Source organism: Geotalea toluenoxydans JCM 15764 (assembly GCF_001311985.1).
Taxonomy (GTDB): domain Bacteria; phylum Desulfobacterota; class Desulfuromonadia; order Geobacterales; family Geobacteraceae; genus Geotalea; species Geotalea toluenoxydans.
On sequence record NZ_BBCJ01000034.1, the window covers coordinates 1 to 25,406 of the forward strand.

Annotated in this window: 32 protein-coding genes and 4 pseudogenes; 19 read left to right on the plus strand and 17 right to left on the minus strand. The window is 54.2% G+C overall.

The genetic code is table 11. From position 1 onward, the window contains the following. The 12 genes and pseudogenes from JCM15764_RS17910 to JCM15764_RS24975 form a co-directional block, all read right to left on the minus strand. Window positions 1-941: ABC transporter permease (locus JCM15764_RS17910; protein ID WP_243689363.1), on the minus strand; the 941-nt coding region annotated here is incomplete at its 3' end. Further along, window positions 938-1,624 (minus strand): ABC transporter ATP-binding protein, encoded by a 687-nt coding sequence (locus JCM15764_RS17915; protein ID WP_054698170.1) that lies wholly within the window; start codon window positions 1,622-1,624, stop codon window positions 938-940. The genes JCM15764_RS17915 and JCM15764_RS17910, both read right to left, overlap by 4 nt. Window positions 1,625-1,766: 142 nt before the next feature. Then, a pseudogene (locus tag JCM15764_RS17920) lies at window positions 1,767-2,910 on the minus strand (ABC1 kinase family protein). A gap of 14 nt (window positions 2,911-2,924) precedes the next feature. Beyond that, entirely contained in the window at window positions 2,925-3,212 is a 288-nt protein-coding gene (locus JCM15764_RS28785) for a hypothetical protein (RefSeq protein WP_369412369.1), read from the minus strand. A 53-nt stretch (window positions 3,213-3,265) separates the two neighbouring features. After that, window positions 3,266-4,201: an AarF/UbiB family protein gene (locus JCM15764_RS28790; protein WP_369412370.1), complete on the minus strand. Its 936-nt coding sequence runs from the start codon at window positions 4,199-4,201 to the stop codon at window positions 3,266-3,268. Next, window positions 4,159-4,458 (minus strand): AarF/UbiB family protein, encoded by a 300-nt coding sequence (locus JCM15764_RS28795; RefSeq protein ID WP_369412371.1) that lies wholly within the window; start codon window positions 4,456-4,458, stop codon window positions 4,159-4,161. The genes JCM15764_RS28790 and JCM15764_RS28795 overlap by 43 nt, the downstream gene beginning before the upstream one ends. Next, window positions 4,443-4,730: a hypothetical protein gene (locus JCM15764_RS28800; protein ID WP_369412372.1), complete on the minus strand. Its 288-nt coding sequence runs from the start codon at window positions 4,728-4,730 to the stop codon at window positions 4,443-4,445. The genes JCM15764_RS28795 and JCM15764_RS28800 overlap by 16 nt, the downstream gene beginning before the upstream one ends. Then, window positions 4,720-4,956, minus strand: a complete 237-nt coding sequence (locus tag JCM15764_RS24965; protein WP_243689364.1) for a TetR family transcriptional regulator C-terminal domain-containing protein — start codon at window positions 4,954-4,956, stop codon at window positions 4,720-4,722. The genes JCM15764_RS28800 and JCM15764_RS24965 overlap by 11 nt, the downstream gene beginning before the upstream one ends. A gap of 137 nt (window positions 4,957-5,093) precedes the next feature. Beyond that, the gene (locus JCM15764_RS24970; protein ID WP_243689365.1) at window positions 5,094-5,342 is read right to left on the minus strand and encodes a TetR/AcrR family transcriptional regulator; all 249 of its coding nucleotides are present in this window, start codon (window positions 5,340-5,342) and stop codon (window positions 5,094-5,096) included. 143 nt (window positions 5,343-5,485) lie between these two features. Beyond that, a complete protein-coding gene (locus tag JCM15764_RS17935; RefSeq protein WP_243689366.1) occupies window positions 5,486-6,841 on the minus strand; it encodes an HDOD domain-containing protein in 1,356 nt (451 codons plus the stop codon). Window positions 6,842-6,933: 92 nt separating this feature from the next. Beyond that, a complete protein-coding gene (locus tag JCM15764_RS17940; RefSeq protein ID WP_243689367.1) occupies window positions 6,934-7,374 on the minus strand; it encodes a DUF502 domain-containing protein in 441 nt (146 codons plus the stop codon). Next, window positions 7,371-7,523 carry a hypothetical protein gene (locus tag JCM15764_RS24975; RefSeq protein WP_243689368.1) on the minus strand — a complete coding sequence of 51 codons (153 nt, stop codon included), beginning with the start codon at window positions 7,521-7,523 and terminating at the stop codon, window positions 7,371-7,373. Before JCM15764_RS24975 ends, JCM15764_RS17940 begins: the two co-directional genes overlap by 4 nt. Before the next feature lie 151 nt (window positions 7,524-7,674). On the opposite strand from JCM15764_RS24975, the gene JCM15764_RS17945 reads away from it, so the two are divergent. From JCM15764_RS17945 to JCM15764_RS17990, 11 genes and pseudogenes are all read left to right on the plus strand, one after another. Then, window positions 7,675-8,112: a phosphate-starvation-inducible PsiE family protein gene (locus JCM15764_RS17945; RefSeq protein WP_054698173.1), complete on the plus strand. Its 438-nt coding sequence runs from the start codon at window positions 7,675-7,677 to the stop codon at window positions 8,110-8,112. Between the two features lie 120 nt (window positions 8,113-8,232). Beyond that, a pseudogene (gene pstS, locus JCM15764_RS17950) lies at window positions 8,233-9,260 on the plus strand (phosphate ABC transporter substrate-binding protein PstS). 147 nt (window positions 9,261-9,407) lie between these two features. Next, window positions 9,408-10,362, plus strand: a pseudogene (gene pstC, locus JCM15764_RS17955) (phosphate ABC transporter permease subunit PstC). Further along, window positions 10,359-11,198 (plus strand): phosphate ABC transporter permease PstA, encoded by an 840-nt coding sequence (gene pstA / locus JCM15764_RS17960; protein WP_054698176.1) that lies wholly within the window; start codon window positions 10,359-10,361, stop codon window positions 11,196-11,198. Before pstC ends, pstA begins: the two are co-directional and overlap by 4 nt. A gap of 14 nt (window positions 11,199-11,212) precedes the next feature. After that, a complete protein-coding gene (gene pstB, locus JCM15764_RS17965) occupies window positions 11,213-11,971 on the plus strand; it encodes a phosphate ABC transporter ATP-binding protein PstB (RefSeq protein ID WP_012647094.1) in 759 nt (252 codons plus the stop codon). Window positions 11,972-12,184: 213 nt separating this feature from the next. Beyond that, entirely contained in the window at window positions 12,185-12,856 is a 672-nt protein-coding gene (phoU, locus tag JCM15764_RS17970) for a phosphate signaling complex protein PhoU (RefSeq protein ID WP_054698179.1), read from the plus strand. 304 nt (window positions 12,857-13,160) lie between these two features. Further along, window positions 13,161-13,655: an HAF repeat-containing protein gene (locus JCM15764_RS17975; RefSeq protein WP_054698182.1), complete on the plus strand. Its 495-nt coding sequence runs from the start codon at window positions 13,161-13,163 to the stop codon at window positions 13,653-13,655. Between the two features lie 64 nt (window positions 13,656-13,719). After that, window positions 13,720-13,881, plus strand: a complete 162-nt coding sequence (locus tag JCM15764_RS24980) for a hypothetical protein (RefSeq protein ID WP_243689369.1) — start codon at window positions 13,720-13,722, stop codon at window positions 13,879-13,881. Beyond that, complete coding sequence (locus JCM15764_RS17980; RefSeq protein WP_279384546.1) at window positions 13,860-14,396, plus strand: hypothetical protein; 537 nt, start codon at window positions 13,860-13,862, stop codon at window positions 14,394-14,396. The genes JCM15764_RS24980 and JCM15764_RS17980 overlap by 22 nt, the downstream gene beginning before the upstream one ends. 525 nt (window positions 14,397-14,921) lie before the next feature. After that, the gene (locus JCM15764_RS17985) at window positions 14,922-16,397 is read left to right on the plus strand and encodes a Fic family protein (protein WP_054698189.1); all 1,476 of its coding nucleotides are present in this window, start codon (window positions 14,922-14,924) and stop codon (window positions 16,395-16,397) included. A gap of 102 nt (window positions 16,398-16,499) precedes the next feature. Beyond that, window positions 16,500-17,141 (plus strand): hypothetical protein, encoded by a 642-nt coding sequence (locus tag JCM15764_RS17990; RefSeq protein ID WP_054698191.1) that lies wholly within the window; start codon window positions 16,500-16,502, stop codon window positions 17,139-17,141. Window positions 17,142-17,174: 33 nt separating this feature from the next. Here JCM15764_RS17990 and JCM15764_RS17995 read toward each other — a convergent pair whose 3' ends face one another. The 3 genes from JCM15764_RS17995 to JCM15764_RS28805 form a co-directional block, all read right to left on the minus strand. Beyond that, window positions 17,175-17,480 carry a HigA family addiction module antitoxin gene (locus JCM15764_RS17995; protein WP_054698194.1) on the minus strand — a complete coding sequence of 102 codons (306 nt, stop codon included), beginning with the start codon at window positions 17,478-17,480 and terminating at the stop codon, window positions 17,175-17,177. Window positions 17,481-17,489: 9 nt separating this feature from the next. After that, window positions 17,490-17,771: a type II toxin-antitoxin system RelE/ParE family toxin gene (locus JCM15764_RS24985; protein ID WP_243689370.1), complete on the minus strand. Its 282-nt coding sequence runs from the start codon at window positions 17,769-17,771 to the stop codon at window positions 17,490-17,492. 164 nt (window positions 17,772-17,935) lie between these two features. Continuing rightward, window positions 17,936-18,112: an ArsR/SmtB family transcription factor gene (locus JCM15764_RS28805; protein ID WP_369412373.1), complete on the minus strand. Its 177-nt coding sequence runs from the start codon at window positions 18,110-18,112 to the stop codon at window positions 17,936-17,938. A 315-nt stretch (window positions 18,113-18,427) separates the two neighbouring features. On the opposite strand from JCM15764_RS28805, the gene JCM15764_RS18000 reads away from it, so the two are divergent. From JCM15764_RS18000 to JCM15764_RS18035, 8 genes and pseudogenes are all read left to right on the plus strand, one after another. Beyond that, window positions 18,428-19,087, plus strand: coding sequence for a flavodoxin family protein (locus tag JCM15764_RS18000; RefSeq protein ID WP_054698197.1), 660 nt, complete (start codon window positions 18,428-18,430; stop codon window positions 19,085-19,087). Between the two features lie 169 nt (window positions 19,088-19,256). Beyond that, window positions 19,257-19,877, plus strand: coding sequence for a TetR/AcrR family transcriptional regulator (locus tag JCM15764_RS18005; RefSeq protein ID WP_054698200.1), 621 nt, complete (start codon window positions 19,257-19,259; stop codon window positions 19,875-19,877). 85 nt (window positions 19,878-19,962) lie between these two features. Continuing rightward, a complete protein-coding gene (gene shc / locus JCM15764_RS18010) occupies window positions 19,963-22,110 on the plus strand; it encodes a squalene--hopene cyclase (protein ID WP_054698202.1) in 2,148 nt (715 codons plus the stop codon). Between the two features lie 84 nt (window positions 22,111-22,194). Next, window positions 22,195-22,443, plus strand: coding sequence for a type II toxin-antitoxin system CcdA family antitoxin (locus JCM15764_RS18015; protein WP_054698204.1), 249 nt, complete (start codon window positions 22,195-22,197; stop codon window positions 22,441-22,443). Further along, window positions 22,443-22,757, plus strand: coding sequence for a CcdB family protein (locus tag JCM15764_RS18020; RefSeq protein WP_054698207.1), 315 nt, complete (start codon window positions 22,443-22,445; stop codon window positions 22,755-22,757). The genes JCM15764_RS18015 and JCM15764_RS18020 overlap by 1 nt, the downstream gene beginning before the upstream one ends. Before the next feature lie 99 nt (window positions 22,758-22,856). Continuing rightward, the gene (locus JCM15764_RS18025) at window positions 22,857-23,351 is read left to right on the plus strand and encodes a class I SAM-dependent methyltransferase (RefSeq protein WP_279384547.1); all 495 of its coding nucleotides are present in this window, start codon (window positions 22,857-22,859) and stop codon (window positions 23,349-23,351) included. A gap of 165 nt (window positions 23,352-23,516) precedes the next feature. Continuing rightward, window positions 23,517-23,597, plus strand: a pseudogene (locus JCM15764_RS30260) (AbrB/MazE/SpoVT family DNA-binding domain-containing protein); the annotation flags it as partial. A 166-nt stretch (window positions 23,598-23,763) separates the two neighbouring features. Further along, window positions 23,764-24,087, plus strand: a complete 324-nt coding sequence (locus tag JCM15764_RS18035; RefSeq protein ID WP_243689372.1) for a type II toxin-antitoxin system PemK/MazF family toxin — start codon at window positions 23,764-23,766, stop codon at window positions 24,085-24,087. 60 nt (window positions 24,088-24,147) lie between these two features. Here the strand turns inward: JCM15764_RS18035 and JCM15764_RS18040 are convergent, their stop codons facing one another. Then, complete coding sequence (locus JCM15764_RS18040) at window positions 24,148-24,906, minus strand: M20/M25/M40 family metallo-hydrolase (protein WP_243689373.1); 759 nt, start codon at window positions 24,904-24,906, stop codon at window positions 24,148-24,150. Window positions 24,907-24,914: 8 nt separating this feature from the next. After that, entirely contained in the window at window positions 24,915-25,256 is a 342-nt protein-coding gene (locus JCM15764_RS24990) for a zinc-binding metallopeptidase family protein (RefSeq protein ID WP_243689374.1), read from the minus strand. Between the last annotated feature and the right edge of the window lie 150 nt (window positions 25,257-25,406).

Below are 25,406 nucleotides of genomic sequence, written 5' to 3' on the forward strand. Positions count from 1 at the left end.
CCGATCACCAGCGCCTCCATGAGAAAGAGGGCCTGCACCTGCCGCGGCGTGGCCCCCAGGGCGCGCAGGGTGCCGATATCGCGACGCCTGCGGTTCACCGCCACGTTAAAGGCGTTGAAGATGAGAAAGGTACCGATACAAAGGGCAAAGCCGCTGGTAACATTGAAGCCCACCACGAAATTAGTTACCGTCTGCTCCATCTGTGCACCACGGCGGTCCGGCGTCTCCACGCGATAGGCCGGCCCAAGGGCCTTCTCAAGGGTTGCCGTCCCTTGGGCCACCGTTGTCCCCTCCGAAAGGCGCACATCGATGCGGTCGAAGCGGCGTCCCCGGCCGAACAGCTCCTGGGCGGCATAAACATCCACCACCATCAGGTTGCCGCCGAATGCCTCGGCAAAGCCCTTGGGAGACAAAAGCCCCCGCGCCGCAACCCGTTTTACCCCTGTCGGCACCCGCACGGGAATGGTGTCACCGATTTTGAGCCCTGCACGCCCAGCAAAGTCGCGGGTAAAGATGGCCGAGTCAGGCTGGGCAAGGAAAAGGAGCGGATCGTCCAGGTCGGCGTCCTCTCCCTCGAAGCCATATTCGCGCATCTCCCGGTCCCCCAGGAGGTCGATCCCGATCACCATCAGACTTCCCAGTTCCCCCCGTTCCGGCACCACGATCTGCTCGATGACCGGCGATGTGGCCCGGATTCCCGGAAGGGTCCGCACCTTTTCCTGTATCTCCTCCGGCACGCCCCCGGTCATGGTGATCTGCAGATGGGCCTTGCCGGCGACCCGATCCACGGTGGACCGTATTCCTTTGACGAGCGTTCCCTGGGCGCTCCGGATGGCGCTGAAGGTGGCAACGCCCACCACCACCCCCAAAAGGGTCAGCAAGGTCTTCATCAGGTGACGTCTGACGTAACTCAGGGACAGGGTGCGGAGCAGGAAATTCATTTCCCACCTCCGATGGCGCTGTCCCCTTCCACCCTGCCGTCCCGGAGCTTGATCAGCCGTTGACAGGCGGAAGCGGCATGGTGGTCATGGGTGACCATGACGATGGTAGTATTATGCTCCCGGTGAATGGTGCGGAGCAGGCTCAGTACCTCTTCGCCCCGAGCCGTATCCAGGTTGCCGGTGGGCTCATCGGCCAGAAGCAGCGGCGCATCGGTGATCAGCGCCCGGGCGATGGCGACGCGCTGGCGCTCGCCGCCTGAAAGCTCGTCGGGAAGATGATTGGATCGCGTTTCAAGCCCAACCTCTTGCAAGACACGGGCGACCTTCCGGGTAATCTCCCCGGAGGAAACGCCCGCCAGATGCAGCGGCAAAGCCACATTCTGGCTCACCTTCAAGGTCGGCATCAGGTGGTAGGCCTGGAAGATGTAGGATATTTTCGAGCGGCGAAACAGCGACCGGTCCTTCTCATTCTCCTTGGCCAGGTCCTGCCCCGCCACCACGATAGCCCCGGAGGTGGGAACATCCAGTCCTCCCAGCAAATTGAGCAGGGTGGATTTTCCGGAACCGGACGGCCCCATGATGGCCACCATCTCGCCCGGCTCAATAGTAAGCGTAATCCCTGTCAGGGCCGTCACTTCCGATTTTCCGTCATAGGTCTTGGTTACGTCGTGGAGCTTGAGCATTGTTAACTGTCTCCTTTTTGGGTGAAAAATTAACCCCTCCAAACCTCCCCTTGTCAAGGGAGGCTTAAAGGCTTCCCCCTGACAAGGGGGGATTGAGGGGGGTTAGTTTTAGATGTTCCAGGTATTAGGGGGAGCTAAGTCCCTACGCCGGATCCTGGCGGGCACAAGACGACTCCTGCAGAAAGATTTTCCTGAACTCGCAACGCCCTTTCAACTTGTAACAGAAGGCCCTCCCTCCGAACGTGAAACGGTTGGACCAGATGGTCATGGGCAGGCTTCGGGTGTAGCCTTTGCGAGTCGCTTCAATAGCGTTGTCAATGCCGCGCAGGAAGAAATCCCTGTCCCCGAAATCAAATACACCTTCCTGCTGCCATGGCTCCATAAACCAATAAAAGCCGTTCCGGATAACTTCCAGATGATCCGGTTCCATGTCGTCGGGGTTATCGAAGCGGCAGGCCCTGGCAATGGCGCGATTCAGGCTCGGCATATCCCGGTCGAGGGCCGCCTGGATCGCCACATTTGAAAAGAGCCACTCCTCGTCGCTTAAAGTCAGGGTGCAGCCGAAGTCGATCAGCCCGAGGCGGCCATCCGCCATGAAGATGAAGTTGCCGGGGTGCGGGTCTGCCGGGAGCCAGTGCAGACGGTAATAGAGCCGATAGGTAGCCACCGTCAGCAGGTGGGTAAAATGATCTCGCTCCCCCTGGCCGGGATCTGTCGCCAGGAAGTCGTTTATATGGCAACCATGCAGGTATTCGCTGGTCAGCACCCTGCCGGTGGAATATTCGTCATAAATCTGCGGCACAACCACCCGATCTGCGGCTGTAAATGCACTCCGGGCCAGCTTGCCGAACATGGCCTCCTGGCATAATCGGTCTCCATGAGGAGCATGCGCTCGATGTCGGCCAGCTTGGCGAGAGTGTCCTGCCAGTCTTTAGTCAGGCACAGCGGCTGGAGCAGAAAGCGGAGATTGCGCAGGTCGGCTTTGATGGTCCGGGCAATGCCGGGATACTGAATCTTTACTGCCACTTCCTCGCCTGTGTGCAGCCGGGCGCGGTGCACCTGGCCCAGGGAGCTGCGGCAAAAGCCTGCTGGTCGAAGGAGGCAAAAACCTCCTCCGGCTCGCGGCCAAACTCGTCGAGAAATACCTCGCGCACCATGGCAAAGTGCATGGGTGGTGCCTCGAAATGCAGTGCGGAAAGCACCTCGGCAAATTCCTCAGGCACGACTTCCGGCAGGTTGGCCAGCATCTGGCCGACCTTCATCACAGCCCCCCGCAGGTAGCCCATGGTTCCCAAAAGTTTCAGGGCTGCAGCAAGATGGGCCTCGCTTTTGAGCCGCTCTTTCTCGTCCGTGTCGGCAAAGCGGCTGTGGAGCCAATAGGCAGATAGCCGAGAGTAACTTTGGCCTGAAGGGAGCCCAAGGTCCAGATTCTGGAAAAGGAACTGGTTGGGACCCTTTTATCGGAGATGCTGGTGATGAACTTCGCCAACCGCTGTCCAGTCGGATCGGTATTTCTTTCCTTCGGCAGAACGTCGAGCAGAGCCCTCATATCCTGTGTTCCCGCGGTGGTTTTCTTCTCAGTTTGCATGTGCTTCTCCTGTGCCCGCTCCGACGGAAATCTTCTGGTACAGATGCGTATGGTTAGTCCGTTAAGTGCCGGTTTCCTTCTCGCCCGAACCAAACAGAAGATTCCTGCCGATGGATTGCTCTGAAGTCGCAGCGTCCCTTCAGGCGGTAGATGACGGCCCTCCCCCCGATAGTCAAGCGATTGGTCCAAAGGTACAAAGGAGAGCCGCGAGTGTATCGTTTGCGGGACAGGTTCATGAAACATTCGACACCGCGCCGGAAGAACTCCCGGTCGCCAAAATCGAAGAGGCCTTCTGCCTGATTCGGCTCCAACTGCCAGTCAACCCCTCGCCGAACCGTCTCCAGCCGGTCAGGTTCGATCTCTTCCGGATTTTCAAAGAGACAAGCCTGGGCGAGGAGCCGTTTAATTGCGGGTTCGTCCTGTTTCGATACCGCCAGCTCCAGGTCGCACATCAAACGCCATTCATCATCGGATATGGTCCGCGAACAACCGAAGTCGATAAGTCCGAGGCGGCCATCCTTCATGAATATGAAATTGCCGGGGTGAGGATCGGCTGGAAACCAGTGCAGCCGGTAGTAAATCCGATACACCGCTATGGTCATCAAGGTGGTGAAATAGTCACGATCCTCCTGGCTCGGATCGGCTGCAAGGAATTCATCCAGATGACAGCCGTCCAGATATTCCATGGTAAGCACCCGCTTGGTGCAGAAGTCATCGTATACCTGCGGCACGACTACCTGATCCACAGCTGTGAAGAGGCGACGGGCTTCCCTGGCAAAGCAGGCCTCTTGTTCGTAGTCGGTCTCCATGAGCAGCATCTGCTCGAGATCGGCCAGATTTTCGAGCATATTCTGGCCATCGCTGGTCAGACCTAATGGTTGGAGCAAAAGGCGGAGATTGCGCAGGTCGGCTTTGATGGTCCGGGCAATGCCGGGATACTGAATCTTTACTGCCACCTCCTCGCCTGTGTGCAGCCGGGCGCGGTGCACCTGGCCCAGGGAGCTGCGGCAAAGGCTTTTTTTTCGAAGAAGGCAAACACCTCCTCCGGCTCGCGGCCAAACTCGTCGAGAAATACCTCGCGTACCATGGCAAAGTGCATGGGAGGCGCCTCGAAGTGCAGTGCGGAAAGCACCTCGGCAAACTCTTCGGGCACGACTTCCGGGAGATTGGCCAGCAGCTGGCCCACCTTCATTACGGCTCCCCTCAGGTATCCCATAGTGCCGAACAGTTTCAGGGCCGCAGCCACGTGGGCTTCCTTTCTGAGCCGCTCTTTCTCGTCCGCATCACTGAAACGCTGCGCAGCCAGTAGGCGAAATAGCCGAGAGTAACCTTTGCCTGGAGAGAGCCCAGGTTCCACATTCGGGAAAAGGAGCTTACCGGCACCTTCCTGTTGGAGATGCTGGTGATAAGCTGCGCCAACTGCAGACCCGATGGATCGGCAGGATGTTTCTTCGGCAGGGCGTCGAGCAGAATGCTCATTTCGGCTGCCTCCCTGGTCTTTCCCTCCTCAACGTGCATGCGTTTCTCCCGTGTCCGCCCCGGTGCCGGAAATCAACTGCACGTAGTAGCGGATCGAATAGTCGATGAGTGCCCTGGTCGCTTCCTGATTTGTTGATTCATCATTGGTCCAGAAAGCAAGTATTCCCAGATAGAGGGACCAATACATGGTCACTGCCACATAGTCAGGAGCCTCGGTGAAGCCATGGCGGCCGATAATCTCCTGCACGGTGGCAAGATGTTCCAAGCGGGCAGCTTCACCCTCATGGCATATGGTTTTACGGGGAAAGGGACTTAAAGATCGCTCCAGAACCGGGCCGAGAAAAGGGCGCAATGGCCGCAGCCGCCTTAAGCCAGAGGCGATGAATAAAAAGAGATCCTCGGTCAGGTCCTCCGCACCGGTGCGACGACGCTGATAATCTTCGCGACCCTGGCTGAGTGCCTCGAAACCATGGTCATGGCCAGGGTTTCCTTGCTCGGGAAATAATTGAAGAGGGTACCTGTGGCCAGCCCCGCAGCCAGGGCAAGATCCCGAGTTGTGCAATCCTCGAAGCCCTTGGCGATGAAAAGCTCTGCCGCCTTTCCCAGGATACGGAGCCGGTTTTCCTGTTTAGTCTGTTCATTGATGCGCATTACTGTCTCCACAATATGACTGCGCTCATAATAGAGAACAAAAAAAGAGAACACAAGAATAAAGTGAGCGCGCTCACAAATTAATAAATAGGTGATGGGAGAAAATTAAGCACCGAGGACAAAAGGCCTCTGCACCAGCGTGATCAGACATGGGTTGAACAGGGGAGAATTGCCCTGTTGATATACGTGGTGACGGATAGGGGCAAAGGAGCCCGGCTATAAGCCTTTATCTGATTGAATGAAGCAATGGAGGTTTCATAGGTCTGGGTTAAAATTTCGGTGGGGATGGCCAGGGCAGCCAGGACTTCCGGATCGATGCCTTTTTCGGTACCGGTCTGGATGAAGTTGTCAGCGACCTGGACCAGGGCAATCATCCTGTTGACCATGCCGCCGAAGTTCTTTTTGTGATGGTAACGGATCAGGTTCTGGATCGACTCGGGATAATTCCATTTTTTGGCAATGAGGGAGCCGATCTGTGCATGCTGCTCGTTAAGCAGGTCATCCAGCAGGGCCTGATTGATGTTGAAGTCTTTTGCGACACTGAGGATTACCGTCTTCCCCAGGTCCAGGAGCAGCCCCCCCAGAAATGCCTCTTCCGGATCGAGCCGGCAGTGGCGGGCCAGGCCGCTGGCCATGAAAGCGGTCTTCAGGGCATCGTCCAGGATTGCCTGCAGCTTTTCCCTGGAAACATCGGTGAAATTGAGGGAATTGATCTGGATTGCGGTGACGATGTTCATGATCTCCCGCATGCCCAGGCGGACGATGGCGAACTGGATGGAATCCACCTGACCGGTGGCCGCATAAAACGGGGAGTTGGCGACTTTGAGGATCCTGGAAATGAGGACCTGGTCAGTCATGATGATCCGGGCCATATCCTGGAATGTGGATTTTTCGTCCTCCATTATGGAAATGAGCTGCATGAGCATGTTGGGCAGGACCGGCAGCTGGAAATCTTCCTCGTAGAGGCGTCGGCTGATCTTTTCTATGGACTCGTCCCGCTGCTGGCGGTCCCGGTTCAGCTCATCCAGCTTGCGCACGGCATCGAATACCAGCTGGCCGGTCTGCAGGTGGACCGGTCCGTTCAGGACAAAATCGGGGAGCGGAGACGTGACGGTTACCGAAGCCATGCCCACCTGAACAACTTCCATGAGCAGATCTTCCACCAGACTGGTGAAGACCTCGGTTAGAGCGGGAAGCCCTATTATCTTGTTGTCGGCCAGGTAACGGATAAGGGAGATACCGGATTTGCGGCTCTCTCCCAGGGTCTGGAGCACCCGGACCTCACTCAGGGCGCCTGTCTTTGCCAGATATTCCCCCAGACGAAAGCCCTTGTGCTGGGAAGCTGCATAAATAATGGTGCCATGCTCCATGTAGACGGTCATCTCCCGGTCGCCATCGAGAGTGATTGTCACCACGCAGGAGAGCCTGTTCATATCTATCCACTGCATAACATCGGGGACAGACATGAAATGAGTCTGTACCTGTAATAGCACACCCATACTGCGCTCCTTGACCCCCCTCAATCCCCCCGGTTTCATAGGAGGGAAGCGAACGAGAGTGAGCAGGGGGTAGGCATAAATAAAGATTTGAGTTAACTTACCACCATTCCACCGGAAACAACGAACTTGACCGCCTCCTCCACCGTCATTCCACTTTCGAAAACTTCATCCTGCTTGAAGAACAGGGCAAAGCCGGAAGTGGGATTGGGCATCGTCGGCACGTAAACCACTACCAGGGGCTCGCCGTCCCGCACTATTTCGGCGGTGACAAAACCGATGGCCCGCACTCCCGGGCGTGGCCACTCAACAAACACTGCCCGGCGATAGGAGGTTTTACCCTCTTTGAAGACTTTGGTGAGTTGTTTGCTTGATGTATATATCGACTTCACCAGTGGAATCCTTGAGAGCAACCTGTCCCACCATCTGAGAAGCTGGGTACCGAGCACGTTGGTTGCCAGGAGCCCGCAAAGATAAATGACCACTGCACCGGTAAGCATGCCGAGCCCGGGGAAGTGAATCTCCTCATCGGTCATGGCAGTGAAGAGGCTGTCCAGATAGGACCCGAGGATGCCGTCAGCGAAGTTGAAAAGGAAGATGAGATGAAGATGGTAATTCCCACCGGGACAACGACAAAAAGTCCGGCAAGGAATTTACCCTTCAGATGGTTCAAAAGTTTTTCCATGTTCACTCCCTTGCGCCAACTGAATGCCCAATTTAACTGACAGAAGATACCTTTTCCCCCGCTAATGTCAACAGTTTCCAATTTTTCACCGGAAGGTGACGGAATTGTAACATTAGCAGGCTATACTTCTTTCCCAAAAAGGAGAAATTATATGTGGAAAGAAGATGTAATAGATCTGAAATTGAGCCGCTTTTTCGAACAATCGGCACGGGTGCTCCTGAGTCTGCTGATCATTGCCATCCTGGCAGCGATCCTGGCGGGAGTTCTCTATACCTTTTACGATCTGCGGCTGATCATGGAAACGGATTTCCACGGGGCCTTCAGAACCATCCTCGTGGATGTGCTGACCGTTCTCTCCATTGTGGAGGTGTTGCGGACCGCTCTCGCCTATTTCACCGAGGGGAGGGTCAAGGTCACCTACATCATCGACACGGTAATAGTCACCGTTCTCACCGAGGTCATGGCCTTCTGGTACAGGGATATGGAATGGCAGGAACTGGCGATGGTAATTAGTCTCGTCCTGTCTCTGGCACTGGTCAGGATCATAGCCGTGCGATTTTCGCCCAGAAGTCATCGTGCAGAGCTGTAATCCAATGTTAGCCTGTTAAAATAACTGTATCGTCGTTTTTACCTGATCTTTCCCCCGTTGTAACACAGTTGTAACATTGCAGCGATATCAAGGTAGCCATCACTGAAAAGGAGGCATCCAATGTTCAACTTTGTTCGAAACATTTTCCTGACCTTAAGCATCACGGCGATAACGGCCATGACTGGTCAAGCTTCGGCTGCAACCCTCATCAACGGCGCCGGGGCAACCTTCCCCTACCCCCTCTATTCAAAATGGTTCACCGAGTATGCCAAGGTCGACCCCTCCGTTAAATTCAACTACCAGTCCATCGGCAGCGGCGGCGGCATCAAGCAGATCACTGCCCAGACCGTGGATTTCGGGGCTTCCGACAAGTTTCTCAACGACGACGAACTGAAGCGGGTGCCCGGCAAGCTGCTCCATATCCCGACCGTCATGGGCGCAGTGGTCGTAACCTACAATGTACCCGGCATAGGTAAGGGGCTGAAGCTTTCGTCTGAGAACCTGACCGATATCTACCTGGCAAGCTGACCAAGTGGAATGACCCCAGGATCGTCAAGGACAACCCCGGTCTCACGCTGCCGGCAAAAGCCATCATTGTCGTCCACCGCTCCGATGGCAGCGGCACCACCAGCATCTTCACCGACTATTTATCCTCAGTCAGCCGGCAATGGGGCAGCAAAGTGGGCAAGGGAAGCTCGGTAAAGTGGCCGGTAGGACTCGGCGGCAAGGGTAACGAAGGAGTCGCCGGACAGGTAAAAACCACCCAGTACACCATCGGCTACGTTGAACTGGCCTATGCCGTGGAAAACAAGCTGCCATACGCAAGCCTCAAGAACAAGAGCGGCGTCTTCGTCGAGCCGACCATCAAATCAACCAGTGCCGCCGCTGCCGGCGCCGCCAAATCCATGCCTGCCGATTTCCGCATCTCCCTGGTCAACCAGCCGAGCAAGGACTCCTACCCCATCGTCGGCTTCACCTGGCTCCTGGTTTACCAGGATCAGAAGGACAAGGCCAAGGGGAAAAAGCTGGTGGAGTTCCTCAACTGGGAACTGAAGCACGGCCAGAAGATGGCAGAAAAGATCCTCTATGCGCCGTTGCCGGCCAATGTGGCGAAGATGGTGGAGAAGACGGTTAAGACTATTAAGTAATTTTGCCCCCCCTCCCTTCATGTACCGGAAGCATAAAGGAGGGGGTAGGGGGAGGGCCTGTTTCCCCCTCTCCCCTGCCCTCTCCTTTAGGCCCTATGGGTCCACGATAGGGAGAGGGAATCGCCAAGTTAATTAACGGAGCATATAGTGTCTCAAGCAATACCCAACAGATGGAAAATAAAAACAGGCTTGAACGGTGATTTCATCTTCAAGGGAATCACCGTCATCTTCGCCTTCAGCATTCTCGCCATTCTCTTCCTCATGATCTACGAGATGGTCAACCAAAGCCTGCCGTCCATGGCCAAATCCGGCTGGAGATTCATCACCGGGCAAAACTGGGATGCCGTGCAGGAAGATTTCGGCGCCCTCCCCTATATCTACGGCTCGGTGGTTTCATCCGTTTTGGCCCTTGCCCTGGCCACCCCCCTCAGCGTCGGCAGCGCCGTCTTCATTACCGAGATAGCACCGAAAAAGTGGGCGCCGTGGTAGCCGCCCTGGTGGAACTTCTGGCGGCCATCCCCAGCGTTATCTATGGTCTGTGGGGGGTGCTGGTCATGGCTCCCTGGCTGCAGAAGACCGTTCAACCGTTTCTCATCGACCATTTAGCTTTCTCCCTTTTTTTGAGGGGGCGCCCTACGGGGTGAGCATGCTGGCCGCCATCTTCATCCTCATGATCATGGTGGTGCCGATCATTACCTCCATCAGCCGCGAAGTGCTGCTGGCCGTACCCCAGAGCCAGAAGGAAGCAGCAATAGCACTTGGCGCCACCCGCTGGGAAATGATCCGCATGGCGGTCCTCCCCTACGGCAAATCGGGCATTCTCGGCGCGGTCATACTCGGCATGGGCCGGGCCATCGGCGAGACCATGGCAGTAACCATGGTCATCGGCAACACGCCGCAGATATCACTGTCACTCCTTTCCCCCGCCTACACCATGCCCAGCGTCATTGCCAATGAATTTGCCGAAGCCACCTCCAATATCCATTCTTCGGCACTGATGGAAATCGGCCTTATCCTGCTGGTGGTGACCCTCGTCATCAACGCCCTGGCCAGGTTTCTCATCTGGAGCGTGACCAGAGGACAAAACGGAGGTGGCCGATGAAAAGCGTTGCCCTGCGCAAAACAACCAGCATGGCCATGACCGGCCTTATGCTTGCCGCAGCACTGGCGGTGCTGGTGCCGTTGATATTTATCTTCGTCCATATTGTAAAGATGGGCTTGAGTTCCATCAGTATCGACTTTTTCACCCAGATACCGAAACCGACCGGTGAAACCGGCGGCGGCATGGCCAACGGCATGGCCGGCTCAGCGGTAATGATTGGCATGGCATCCATAATCGGCCTTCCCGTCGGCATTTTCGGCGCCGTTTACCTGGCCGAGTTCGGCGGCAGCCGCATTTCTACCACCATCCGTTTTGCTGCGGACGTCCTGGCCGGCATTCCCTCCATCATCACCGGGATGGTTGCCTATACGCTGCTGGTGGTGCCCATGAAGGGCTTTTCCGCCCTGGCCGGCGCCGTAGCCCTGGCAATGATCATGATCCCCATTATCCTGCGCACCACCGAGGAGCAATTGAAGATGGTTCCCGGTACCTTGCGCGAAGCGTCTCTCGCCCTGGGCGTCCCCCTGTGGCGGACCAGCATCAAGGTCACCTTGAGAAGCGCCATGACCGGGGTCATGACCGGAGTACTACTGGCCATTGCCAGGGTGGCGGGTGAAACCGCACCGCTGCTCTTCACCGCCCTGGGCAACCAGTTCTGGAGCAACAAGCTTACCTCACCCATGGCTGCCATGCCGCTGCAGATCTTCAACTTCGCCATATCTCCCTATGAGGACTGGCATCGGCTGGCATGGGCCGGCGCACTGGTGCTGGTTACGATCATGTTCGCCCTGAGCCTCTCGGCCAGGTATTTCGGTAGAAGCAGACAGAAAAACTGATAAATGAGGTTTCAATGCAAAACAAGGTAAAACTCGAACAACTGAATGTTCATTTCGGCGCCAACCATGCCGTGAAAAGCGTTTCCATGGAATTTCCCGAAAACAGCGTCACCGCCATCATCGGTCCGTCCGGTTGCGGCAAATCAACGGTATTGCGGGCCATCAACCGTATGCACGATCTGGTACCGTCGGCCCAGGTAACCGGCAAGATACTTCTTGACGATACCGATATCTACGACAAGGGCGCCGACCCCGTCACCATCAGACGGCGGGTAGGCATGGTCTTTCAGAAGCCCAACCCTTTCCCGGCCATGTCCATCTATGATAACGTTATTGCCGGTTACAAGCTGAACGGCAGGATCAACCGGGCCGAGGCCGACGGCATCGTCGAATCGTCACTGAAAAGAGTGGCCCTCTGGGATGAGGTGAAAGACCGCCTTAGGGGCAATGCCATGGAGCTTTCCGGCGGACAGCAGCAACGTCTCTGCATTGCCCGGACCATCGCCGTCAAGCCGGAAGTTATTCTCATGGATGAGCCCGCCTCGGCACTGGACCCGATCTCCACACTGAAGATCGAGGAACTGATCGAGGAGCTGAAAGAGAAATACACCATCATCATCGTCACCCATAACATGCAGCAAGCGGCCCGGGTTTCCGACTATACCGCCTTTTTCTACTTGGGAGAACTGGTTGAGGACGGCGAAACGCGCAAGATTTTCACCACGCCGGACAAGAAACAGACAGAGGATTACATTACCGGAAGGTTTGGTTAACGCTAACTGCTGTTCTAAGTTCTACGTTCTACGTTCGATGTTAAAACCTAGAACCTAGAACCTGGAACCTGGAACCTGGAACCTGGAACCTGGAACCTTGAACCTGGAACCTTGAACCTTGAACCTTGAACCTTGAACCTTGAACCTTGAACCTTGAACCTTGAACCTTGAACCTAGAACATAGAACATAGAACATAGAACCAAGGGGTATAAATGGAACGAGAACATTTCAGTAAACACTATGATGCAGAATTGAACGCCATCCGGGAAAAGCTTCTGGAAATGGGTGGCAAGGTGGAATCGATGATCTCCAACGCCATGAAATCGGTCGTGGAAAGGGATACTCCGCTGGCGGAGCAGACCATCGCCTTTGACCACCAGATAAATGGTCTGGAGATGGAAATCGACGAAAAATGCCTGGAGGTCCTAGCCCGCCGTCAGCCGGCCGCCCGGGATCTGCGCTTCATCACCCTGGCATTGAAGATCGTCACCGATCTGGAACGGATCGGCGACCAGTGCACCAACATCTGCAAAAGGGCCAAGGAATTGAATGCCGAGCCGCCGCTGAAACCTTTCATCGACATGCCCCGCATGGCCCAGGCCGCGTCATTCATGGTAAAGGAATCGCTGGATGCCTTTGTCCGCGCCGATGCAGACTTGGCAATCAAGGTCTGCAAAGACGACCAGGTGGTAGACGACCTGAACGAGCAGATCCAGCGGGAGCTCCTTACCTTCATGCTCTCGGACCCCACCACCATCAGCCGGGCCATCAAGATCAACTACATGTCCAAGTGCCTGGAGCGCATCGCCGACCACGCCACCAACGTGGCTGAAATGGTCATCTTCATGGTAAAAGGCAAGGACATCCGCCACACCATCGCCTGATATTTCCCCTGTCATCGATCCTTCTCCCAGTGCATCCCCTGATTAAAATTCAGGGGATGCAACATTATTTTCTTCTGATACAACCATCCCATACCTCCGGGCTTTCCCCTTTGTTTTCCCGATCCATGGGCATGCCCCAAATGACGCCCCAAAGCCGGCAGTGTCACTGCACCTGCTACGTGCAAAAATTTCTAATCATGCACGCAGCGGGTTGTGGCGGGGCGAGATAACTTTGATATTTTCTTTCCAGCCATCCAGTGTGGATCAAAAGGAACGGACAACATCTAAAAAGGAGGAAGAAGACATGGTGGTCACAAAGGAAGTGGGAAATTGCTCAGTGTTCATGTTCTCCGGTTACTCAAAGATGAAGGGAATGTTCAAAAAGGTGGTGCCACAAACGCTTTTATCTTTAACAATGCTTTCTTTTCTGTCTTTCAATGCTGTTTGCTGGGCTGGGGATGGCGGTGATGAAGTTACTGCTTCGAGCGGAATCAAAGGGATAACTATTACGGATCTCGGGACACTCGGCGGAGATCGGAGTGCTGCCGGCGGCATCAACGAAAAGGGGCAGGTGATGGGGCGAAGCAGTACATCTTCGGGGGAGCCTCATTGCTTCTTCTGGGAGAACGGCGTAATGACCGACCTGGGGACGCTGGGTGGAGGGGATTATTGCGAACCACGTGCCATCAATAACAAAGGACAGGTTGTGGGCACAAGTGTGACGTCCTCGGGGGCCTTGCATGGTTTTATCTGGCAGGACGGTGTCATGACCGACCTGGGTACTCGGCGGTGGGTATAGCAGCGCTTATTACGTCAACAAAAGCGGACAGGTCGCAGGCTATAGTGGCACTTCCACAGGGGCCATGCATGCCTTCATCTGGCAGAACGGAGTAATGACCGACCTTGGAACGCTGGGTGGAGATTGGAGCCTTCCTTTCGGCATCAATGATAAGGGGCAGGTCATAGGCTATAGCGCATCATCCACGGTTCCCAGCATGGTTTCATCTGGAAGGACGGCGTCATGACCGATCTGGGAAACCTCGGGGGGGGCTATAGCGGCGCTTATGCCATCAACAAGAGCGGACAGGTGGTTGGCTATAGTGACACTTCTGCAGGGGCCATGCATGCCTTCGTCTGGCAGAAGGGGGTGATGACCGACCTGGGGACGCTGGGTGGAAATTGGAGCACTGCCTTCGGCATCAATGATAAGGGGCAGGTCATAGGCTATAGCGCATCATTCACGGGTTCCCAGCATGGTTTCATCTGGAAGGACGGCGTCATGACCGATCTGGGGATGTTTGCTGGAGGTCAAAACGGTGTGCTCGATGTCAACGACAAAGGACAAGTGGTGGGTTACCGTGCGGCGGATTTCGGCCCGATCAAGGCCTTCATCTGGCAGAACGGCGTAATGACCGACTTAGGCACGCTGGGCGGGAACAGCTGGGCCGTGGGCATCAACAATCATGGCCAGGCGGTAGGTTTCAGCGAGATCAGCTCGGGGTCGATGGCGAGGCATGCAGTTCTCTGGAGCATCAAATAGCCGCAGGGAAAACTGAGGAACCAATAGTGCCAGGCTTGCAGTTAGGGTCATAATTGCAAAACTGCAAGTCTGGCACCACCGCGGAGAGAGAAATCGACGGCTGAAATGCTCTATAAAGCAGGTACCACGACCGGATCATCAGCACCCGGCCGTTTTGTTTTTCCCTTCCCCTTCCGTTTCTTTTCATAGCCCTGGCCAATCTTTTTAATTTTCCAATTGAGATGACCACATTTTTGGTGTAGTGATGATGACAGCCTTGCTTGCCTAAGTGGAATCGGCGGCGCCTGGTAACAATGTGCAAGAGAAGCTGAGGCTGGTGCAGAATGCTCAGTTGCAGGCATTCCCGGATGCCCTAAAAAATGAGGCAACCCAAAGCCAACCCGCGCAGCCCTGGAGGCTATCTGTTTAGCTTTGTCCAGGCGTCCCATCATATAGTTGCCATTTAAGCCATATTCTTTTTATAGTTGCTAAAAATGTTATATTTGTGAATTATAGCAACAGTAATTACCAGATATGGGCCATCCAATGACAACTAGAAACAAAAATATCCTGCAGGAAGTTTTCCTCTCGGAGAGCGACACCTCGCGTACCGTCTCGAACATGGTCAGACGGGGTGCTGTCCGTAAAATCGGTCCACGGCTCTATACCCGTAACATGAGCGAGCCGGTGGAAGTCATCGTTGCCCGTAATCGCTGGCAGATTGTCGGCATGCTGGCGCCAGGCGGCGTAATCGGCTTTCGTACCGCCCTGGAAAGTCATCCTGCCGAAGACGGATCTGCCTTTGTCACCTGTAGTTACAAGAAGATTACTGAACTGCCAGGTCTGCGGATTGTCAGAATACCCGGCTCAGGTCCGGTCGAAGGTGACATGCCTTTTATCGGCGGGCTGCACATGGCATCGCCTTCACGGCTGCTACTGGAAAACCTGTCGCACACAAAAGCACGGGAGGGGGCAACCAAGGCCGCTGGACAGAAGGCTGTCGAAGAGAAACTTACCTCCATCCTGCAGATCAAAGGTGAGACTGAGTTGAACCGAATCCGTGACTTTGCACGCACCATAGCAGCGGATATCGGCCTTGAGAAAGAGTTTCGACTGCTCGACCGCCTGATCGGAAGCCTGCTGCAAACACGGGAAGCTGAATTGAGAAGCCATGTTGCACGATCATATTTCAGCGGCGAGCCGTATGACCCTGTCCGTCTGGAACAGTTTGAAGCCCTGCGCAGCGCACTTTCTCGCACTGTCCTGCCAAGCCGGAACCGCACTTATGAACCGGGGCCGGCATTTTACAACGAGAGCTTCTTCGACGCCTACTTTTCCAATTTCATCGAAGGAACGGAATTCGAAGTGGACGAGGCCTTGGGGATTGTATTCGCGGGAGTGATCCCCCAATCCCGACCGGAAGATGCCCACGATATCCTTGGCACTTGGCGTGTCGTCGGCAATCCTGTCGAATTACAACGGACACCATCGGATTTCGCCTCATTCATGGAACTGCTGCAAAGCCGGCATACGTCGATCCTGGAAGGGAGGCCGGACAAACGACCGGGGGAACTGAAGGAAAAGGGAAACAGGGCCGGGACTACCTACTTTGTCGCGCCGGAACTTGTAAAGGGTACGCTTGCCCAAGGCTTCTCCTTCTATAATTCACTGTCCGATCCACTGGCGCGAGCGCTTTTCATGATGTATCTCGTTTCTGAAGTTCATCCTTTTGACGATGGCAACGGCAGAACGGCGCGGGCGATGATGAACGCTGAACTTGTTGCGGCAGGTGTCTGCCGGATCATTATCCCGAGTGTCTACCGCAATGAATACATCGCATCATTGAAACTGCTCTCCCACCATAAGGCCCCTGCGGCATTCCTTCGCGTCATGGATGTGGCTCAGGATTTTGTCAGCAGGATAGATTTCGGCGATCTGGTGTCTGCCCGTCACATTCTGGAGCGGTGTAACGCCTTTGAACGACCTGCAGATACCGTCAAACTGATGATGCCGTCACCTTGAAGCGCATATATAAACTTATTTATAATATAGAAATTTATTTATACATCTATAAAGTCAGCGCTAACTGCTCAATAACTGGTTATCCATAAAGGAAATTCAACAATGACACCATGGTTTAGTTTTGCAATTTCTTGTTTGGCGCTTCTCATTTCGGGAGTGACAGCGTGGCTTACGTTTTTCCGCAAGGGAATGCTTTTGATGACTCAGCCAACAGTTGTTTTTTTTGGCCCCGATGGCACGAAATTTGACAGCAGTAAAAACAAGATATATCTACGTACTCTTTTATACAGTACTGCAAAACGAGGACAGGTTCTTGAGAGCCTACATGTATCGTTACAGCGAAATGAATCAAAGCAGAATTTCAATATCTGGGTGTACGGTGATAAAGGAAATCTAAAAAGAGGAAGTGGGCTTTTTGTACCTCAAGAGGGTATAGTTTTCGATCATCACTTTTTATTACCAGCGGATGGCGCTAATTTTAATTTTCTTTCCGGGACATATATTTTGGTTGTCTTTGCAACGCTAGTAGGTAGTAAAACAGCCCATAAGCTAGCCACAATAAATCTTTCGATAAAAGAAACGCAAGCAGCTCAATTGGTTGAGCCAAACACTGGCATTTACTTTGATTGGGGGCCAGATCAACAAAGTTATTATTCGCATATCGACAGAAGGCCTGAAAGTGACCAAAACATTGAGAAATTAATAGAAATTATGACTAGCAAGGCCGCTGGACCTGACCGATAAAGCCGTCAGGTCAGCGCACACTGTTGGCAAAGATTACGCATGAGAGGTGTTCACGTTCCACTGGTGAATAGCGGAAAGGCTCTCCGATTCAGAATTTTCAATTTCCTCAGTATCGTAATCGGCCTGAAGACCAAGCCAGAAACCAGCACTGGTGCCAAAGAAGCGCGCTAGCCGCACGGCAGTATCAGCAGTGATTGCCCGCTTGCCATTACAAATGGCGGAAATCCTTGGCTCCGGGACTCCAATTTCTCTTGCCAAACGATACTGGCTTATCCCTAACGGAATCAGGAATTCTTCCCGAAGAACCTCTCCGGGGTGAATATTTGGGAGTTTGTTCATGGCGTCACCTCAATGATAGTCGCAAATTTCGACACGGCTGGCGGTCCCTTCGTTCCACATAAAGCAAATCCGCCACTGGTCATTGATTCTTATGCTCCATTGTCCGTCACGGTCTCCAAACAGCTTCTCCAGCCTATTCTGCGGAGGGATACGGAGATCATCAATTCGACGGGCGTTATTTAACATACGTAGCTTCCGCCGCGCCACGGCCTGAATCTGGTTTGGTAGCCGACGGGAAAAATGGCCATCCCAAATCTTCTGAGTTTCGCTGTCATGGAACGAGGCAATCATAAGTCAAATACTAACGTAAGGCGGAAGTATAGTCAACGAGGAAATTGCAAAGACAACCAAGTTCAGAATAGGTGCCAACCCGCGGCGGCACACGGTCTTCGCTCCGCTCCGCCGGTGCGCCTCGGCCCCGTTATCGAAGGCAGAAAGACAAGAATAGCACCCCCCTATTTCCCTTGATATCTGTCTCCTGCCGCAATTATTGCGCTAATAACGCCTGGAAATCGTGCTTCCAGGTCATCAAATCGAATGGAGTTTATCAACACGTTACCCTCCCGCCTGCTGGCAACCACCCCTGATTCCCGTAGAACTTTAAAATGGTGAGACAAGGTGGACTTAGGCATCGGTATATCGAATGCACACAGGCGACTTGCCCTGCTCTGGCAATCTTGATGACGATTTCCATTCGCACCGGGTCACTTAGGGCATGGAGAACTTTGGGTAAGGTTATCTCGCCCCGTAAAGGTTGCTGTATCTCCTTAATATTGGCCATTTGTTGTCTCTTTCATTTTTTCTGCATCATATAGAAATAAGGTTGACATTGCAATGTTGTTCGACTATTTTCGAATTCACTTGTTCGAAAATAGTCGAACAACACTGCATCATCGCAAGCTGCTTGTCGGCAAGCGATTGCCAACCTTCACCAAAGGAGAACTAACATGAATGTCATCGGAATCAACGGCAGTCCACGGAAGAAATGGAATACGGCCACACTGGTGGCCAAGGCGCTGGAAGGAGCCGCAGCACAAGGGGCCACAACGGAACAGTTTCATCTTTACGACCTGGACTTTAAGGGGTGCACGAGCTGCTTCGCCTGCAAAATCCGAGGGGGTGAAAGTTACGGCAAATGTGCCCTAAACGACGATCTGGCACCGGTTCTGGAAAGGATAGCCGCTGCCGACGCCCTCGTCATAGGTTCGCCGATTTACTTTGGGGCAGTTACCGGTGAGACGCGCAGTTTTCTTGAGCGCCTGCTGTTTCCATACCTCACCTATACCGTACCGTATGGCACCTTGTTCCCGAAGAAAATCAAGACCGGATTTATCTATACAATGAATGTTACGGAAGAGCTGAGCAAGGAATCAGGATACGAACAGTTCTTCAAAACCAATGAGCGCTATGTGCAACTGCTCCTTGGCGCTGCTGAGACACTGTGTGCATATGACACATGCCAGGTAGACGATTATTCAAAGGTGGTGATCGAAAGCTTCGACCCGCTCCACAAAGCAAAGCGCCGTTCTGAGGTATTACCACTGGAATGTCAACGCGCCTTTGAATTGGGACAGCGATTGGCTGGTGCTGAGAGTGTAGCAGCGTAACTTTGGGAGTTGTAGTTGTGTAGTTAGGTCAGGCCTTGAAGATTTGAAGATTGGGAGTGTCATGGCACTAAAATGTGTCCACGATGTCGTGGCACTCATCAATTAACGTCTTGAATAATCTCCCCTCAACTGCTATAAATCTGAAAAACCAAAATTAACGGTGTTAAGTATGGGGCTGCAAGAGCGCAGACAAAGACATAAGGACGAATTCAAGGCCGAGATCCTGGAGGCGGCACTGGTGCTGTTTGTACAGGAAGGTTATAATGGGTTTTCCATGCGAAAGCTTGCGTCCCGCATCGAGCACTCCCCCACCACCATCTACCTCTATTTTCGCGACAGGGACGATCTGCTGCTACACATCTGCGAAAACTTCTATGCGAACCTGCTGCAGGAGCAGCTGCAGGGCATGACCGCGGACGCCCCACCGGAGCAGCTCCTGCGCCAGGCCTTTCTCAGTTATGTCGGTTACAGCCTGGAGCATCCGGAACTGTACAAGGTGGTCTTCTTTTCCAACCCGCAGCTGTACGGCAGGCCGGAGGATTACCTTTCCCGCGACACCATGTCACTGCGCTGCTGGAAGCGGTTCTGCGAAATGGTCGATAACTGCATCAAGAGCGGCTATTTCCGCCCCCTGGATTGCTACACACTCTCCACGGTATTGTGGAGCGCCATGCACGGACTGGTTACCAGTACCATCTTTACCAAGGATTTCCCCATGCCGGACCCGACCATTATAATGGAGATGATGCTGGACGGGCTGTTTTCAGGCTATCGGACAGCACCCCACTGAACGATTATAACGTTGCACGCAGCTTTTTTTTTGCTATTTTACTTAACAGCGTTAATGCAAATGATATGTGCTATGGAGGTTAACCATGAGTAGGAATAAAAGTACTTTCAATGTGATTGAAGGGTGTAAAACTACCCATGCCAAGGAAGGCGGAACCAGCACTTTTGGCATGAACCCAGCACAACTGGAAAAGGTGACCAAAGGGGCAGCCGCACTGCTGGCCGGGCAGCAACAGGACGACGGGCACTGGGTCTTTGACCTGGAGGCGGATGTGACAATCCCGGCGGAGTACGCCATGCTGCAACGATTCATAGGCCGCGAGATTGACTCCGGGATTGCCGAGCGGCTGGCCGTCTATATGCAGGAACGCCAGTTGCCGGACGGCGGCTGGCCGCTACATGCCGTAGACGGCAATGCCAATATCAGTGCCAGCGTTAAGGCCTATTTTGCCCTCAAGCTGCTGGGGCACGACAAGAACGCCCCCCACATGGTCAGGGCGCGCCAGCTGATCCTCTCCCTCGGCGGGGCGGCCAAATGCAACGTATTCACCCGCATTACCCTGGCAATTTTCGGCCAGATCCCATGGCATACCGTGCCGGCCATGCCGATCGAGATCATGCTGCTGCCGTGCTGGTTTTTCTTTCACCTGAACAAGGTAGCCTACTGGTCACGCACGGTGATTGTGCCACTGCTGATCCTCTACGCTACACAGCCGATCTGTCGTCTGCGATACAACGAGGGAATTGCCGAGTTGTTCACCACCCCGCCGGACATGCTGGTCCATCTGGATAAGTTCCGTCACCACGCCTGGCGCAAGAACGTCTTCATCGCCCTGGACCGGGTGCTGAAATGCAGCATGCACCAGATCCCCGGCCGGATCAAACAACATGCCCTGGCCGAGGCGGAACGCTGGACACGGGCCAGAATGCAGGGGGACGGCGGCATTGGCGCCATCTACCCGGCCATGGCCAATGCAGTCATGGCCCTGAAGACACTGGGGTGCAGCGATGACGATGCCGATTACCTGCGCGGCCTGGAGGCAGTCGATAACCTGATGGTGCACCGCAAGCTGAAGACAGGCGCCATCCCCATGGATGATGGCAACAGCGGCATTGCCATAGATAGCTCTTCAGCAGCGCCGGAACTATACCCAACCTACCTGACTGATACAGCCGGCAACATGGAGTTCAGTTTCTGTCAGCCCTGCAACTCACCCATCTGGGACACTTGCATGAGCTTGTCGGCCCTGTGTGAGGCAGGTTTTGCAGAAAACAACAGGGGCGTAATTGACAGGGGCATCAAATGGCTGTTCAGCCAGCAGATTACCACACCGGGAGACTGGTCGGAGAAATGCCCGGGGCTGGAGTCGGGGGGGTGGGCATTCCAGTATGAAAACAGCCGCTACCCCGATGTGGATGATACAGCCAAAGTACTGATGAGCCTGTTCCGTGCCGGGGCGCTGGAAAAACCGGAATATCGTGAAAAGATTGAACGGGCGATCAGGTGGGTGCAGGGGATGCAAAGCACGGACGGCGGTTGGGGGGCCTTTGATGTGGATAACGACTACTTCTACCTGAACGATATTCCCTTTGCCGACCATGGGGCCTTGCTGGATCCCAGCACCGCCGATCTGACCGGCAGATGTATCGAGATGATGGGGATGCTGGGGCACGGCCCGGATTACCCACCGATTGCCCGCGGCATCGCCTATCTGAAGAAGGAGCAGGAGCAGTTCGGCGGCTGGTTCGGACGCTGGGGTGTCAATTACATCTACGGCACCTGGTCGGTACTTTCCGGGCTGCACCAGGCAGGTGAGAACATGGATGCCCCCTATGTGAGAAAAGCGGCGGAGTGGCTGATCACCTGCCAGAACAGCGACGGCGGCTGGGGGGAAACCTGCGCCAGCTATGATGATCCATCCTTGGCCGGAAGCGGCGCCAGTACCGCTTCACAGACAGCATGGGCGCTGATGGCGCTGATGGCGGCCGGTGAGTGGCGTCACAGCGCCGTCAGGAACGGTGCGCGATACCTGACGGAAAGCTACTGCAACGGCTGGGATGAGAAACACTTTACCGGCACCGGTTTCCCGCGGGTATTCTACCTGCGCTACCACGGTTACAGCCTGTTCTTCCCGGTCTGGGCGCTAGCGGTCTATTCCAGGCACATAAACGGCAAGGCTACAGTTCAGGAAAAGGTACGGGAAAAACAGTTCAGACAGTGCCTGATGGTGTAGGATGCAGCTGAACTACAAAAAAATTGCACATAAGCATATGTGAGGGTATATTATGCGCATAAACAATGCGCATAGGAGATCTATATGCACACCAATTTTTACGATCCGAATGCCCCGAAAAAATCTACAAACCTCAGCATTAACAGCGACCTGCTTCGCCAAGCAAAGGAGCGCCGCATCAACATCTCACAAGCGCTGGAACTAAGGCTTGCCGAGTTGCTACGGGAGGAAAAGAGTCGCAGATGGAAAGAAGAAAACCGGGAGGCCATAGAAGATTATAACCGGCGGATTGAAGCTCATGGTACTTTCAGCGATGGCTTGAGGCGCTTCTGATGGCACAGTTCGATGTATATGAAAATCAAAACCCGGAGACAAAAGCCACAATCCCTTATTTGCTCGACTTGCAGGCGGACCTCCTTGACAACCTTTCAACCCGTGTAGTCGTTCCGCTGGTCACTGTTGCTGCCATGGGCAAAGCCGCCAGACATCTCAATCCTCAATTCAAGATAAAGCGAATCGCTGTCATCATGTCGACTGCCGAACTGGCTGGCGTTAATCGACATATCCTTGGAGATAAAGTCTCCTCCTTCAAAGAGCACAGGGCCGAAATCATTGCCGCCCTGGACTTCCTCTTCACCGGTTTCTAATACCAATATCCATGAGGACAAAATGCAAAAAAAACCCGTTGCTGCTGGAAAGAGCAGCTTTGATTTAATCAACCATCTGCGTTTTTTTCGAATATACATATCCAGCCGGGCGCCCAGATACTCGACGTGGCCTGCGGGGTGGGACGATACAGTCTGGAAATGGCAAAGCTCCTGGACCAGGGAGGGTTGATTAATGCCGTGGATCTTTGGGATGATGGGATCGAGAGTCTGCGAAACATCATACGGGAACAAGGCATTGCCAATATTCAACCCCTGCTGGCCGATATAACCAAGGGAATTCCCCTGAACGACGGGTCCATCGACTTCTGCCTCATGGCCACGATCCTTCACGACCTGTCACCGGAAGGGCAGGACGCAACGCTGAAGGAGATCAAAAGGGTTCTCAAGGATGATGGCGTGCTCGCCGTCATAGAATTCAAGAAAATCGATAAAGGGCCCGGACCTCCGGTAAGCATAAGAATGTCAGAACAGGAAACTGAAAAAACCCTCCGAAAACACGGTTTTCTCAAGACATACCTGGGAGAGGTCGGCGAATTCAATTATCTGCTGACTCTCAAAAAAAGAAGCGCATAAAGAGGGGAACAAACCTGCACATTTGTTGGCGGATGCTGTTGCCCTTGCTCCCACCGATGCTGCAAACCACAACCTCGTTTATCCCGAGAGCCACAAAAATTTATTGACCTCCGAAGAAAAGTAATTACAATGTATGTACGATTTTTTTTCGAAGAGGAAATGCCCATGCGCACAAACATAATTCGAATAGGAAATTCTCAGGGGATTCGGATTCCCAAGATTCTTCTTGAGCAAAGCAATCTGGGGACCGAAGTAGACCTGGAAGTGGAAGACGAGAAGATCATCATTCGCTCAGCTTCCCACCCAAGGCAGGGGTGGCCGATGCATTCAGGCTTATGTCTGAAAGCGATGACGACAAGATGGTCGATGAGGACGTGAGCGGACAGTCTGAATGGGACCGGGATGAATGGGAATGGTAGTCAAACGTTTCGATGTTTATCTGGTCAACCTTGACCCGACTGTCGGTAGTGAAATCCGCAAGGCACGACCATGCCTCATTATCTCGCCCGACGAAATGAATCGGTATATCGCCACGGTCATCGTTGCGCCGATGACGACCAAAGGCAGAAATTACCCCACACGGGTGAACTGCACATTCAAGGGCAAGGATGGACAAGTGGTCCTCGATCAAATCAGGACCGTCGATAAGACCCGGCTGATTCAGAGACTCGGTAAAATCCCTAAACCGACCCAGGAAGAGGTTTTGACGGTTCTTTCTGAACTGTTTGCCCCGTAAAACGGACCTGGGCAAGTTACTTTCTTTTCACTGTTACCACCCTAAGCACCATAAGAATATTCATTCCCCCGAAATAATCGCCACCACCCACTCGGCCAGGGAGGCCAGCTGGTCCAGGGCAATCCGTTCACCGGTAGTGTGGACCTTTTCGTAGCCGCAGCTCAAGACCACTGTGGGAATACCTCTGTTATTGAAATGGTTGGCGTCGGAACCGCCGCCGGTGGCCTTGAACCTGACCGGTAGATTTACCTGTCGGGCAGCTTCTGCCGCTCGCCTCGCCGGCTCTGCCCCTTGATCCAGGCGGTAGGATGGATAGCAGCTCTGCACCTCGATCTCGACAGTGCCCCCCATCTCGGCCGCAGCAGACTCCAGCGCCTTTACCATCCCCTCGACCTGAGCCCGCAGTTTTGCCGAATCCAGCGAACGGGCCTCCGCTTGCAGCTGACAGCGGTCGCAGATGATGTTGGTCGGGCCGGTGGCCTGGATGCTGCCGATGTTGGCCGTAGTTTCCGGGTCGATACGAAGGAGCTTCATGCGGGTTATGGCCAGTGCGGCCATCTGGATGGCGGAAATCCCCTCTTCGGGAGCGAAACCGGCATGGGCGCTCCGGCCATGGAAAACGGCATTGATCTTTGCCTGCTCCGGGGCCTGGATGACGATCTCTCCCACCGGGCCGCCGGCGTCAAGGATAAATCCACAGCGGGAAGTGATCTGGCTGCTGTCAAGGTGGCTGGAACCCAGCAGGGCCAGCTCTTCGGCAACGGTAAAGACAATTTCCAGCGGAGGATGGGAGAGGTTCTTTTCCCTGAGCACTTTCATCCCTTCGATTATTGCCGCCAGGCTGCGGCATCGTCGGCGCCGAGCACCGTTGTACCGTCGCTGACGATGAAATCCCCCTCAACGCGCGGCTTTACCCCCACCCCCGGCGCCACCCGGTCCATGTGGCAGGAAAAGAGCAGCGGCTGGTCCGGGGCAGTACCGTCAAGACGGGCAATGAGATTGCCTGCATTGCCGCCTATCTTCTCCCCGGTATCATCTTCATTCACCATGAAACCCAGCGCTGTCAGATCCTCCTTGAGCCTGTCCGCCAGGAGACGCTCGCTCTTCGGTTCCGAATCGATGGCGCATATTTCCATGAAGTACGCGTAAAGCCGCTCTCTGTTAATCATCTCATCCCCCCACCATTTTAAATAAAGTATCTGGTTTTCATCCGGAAACTCCGATGAGACATTAACAGTTTCCGATTCGGAAACGAGGGATTTTTTGTCCTGGCAAGGAAATCAAGGATTGCGCGGAGCGTACATCAGTACGCCGCACAA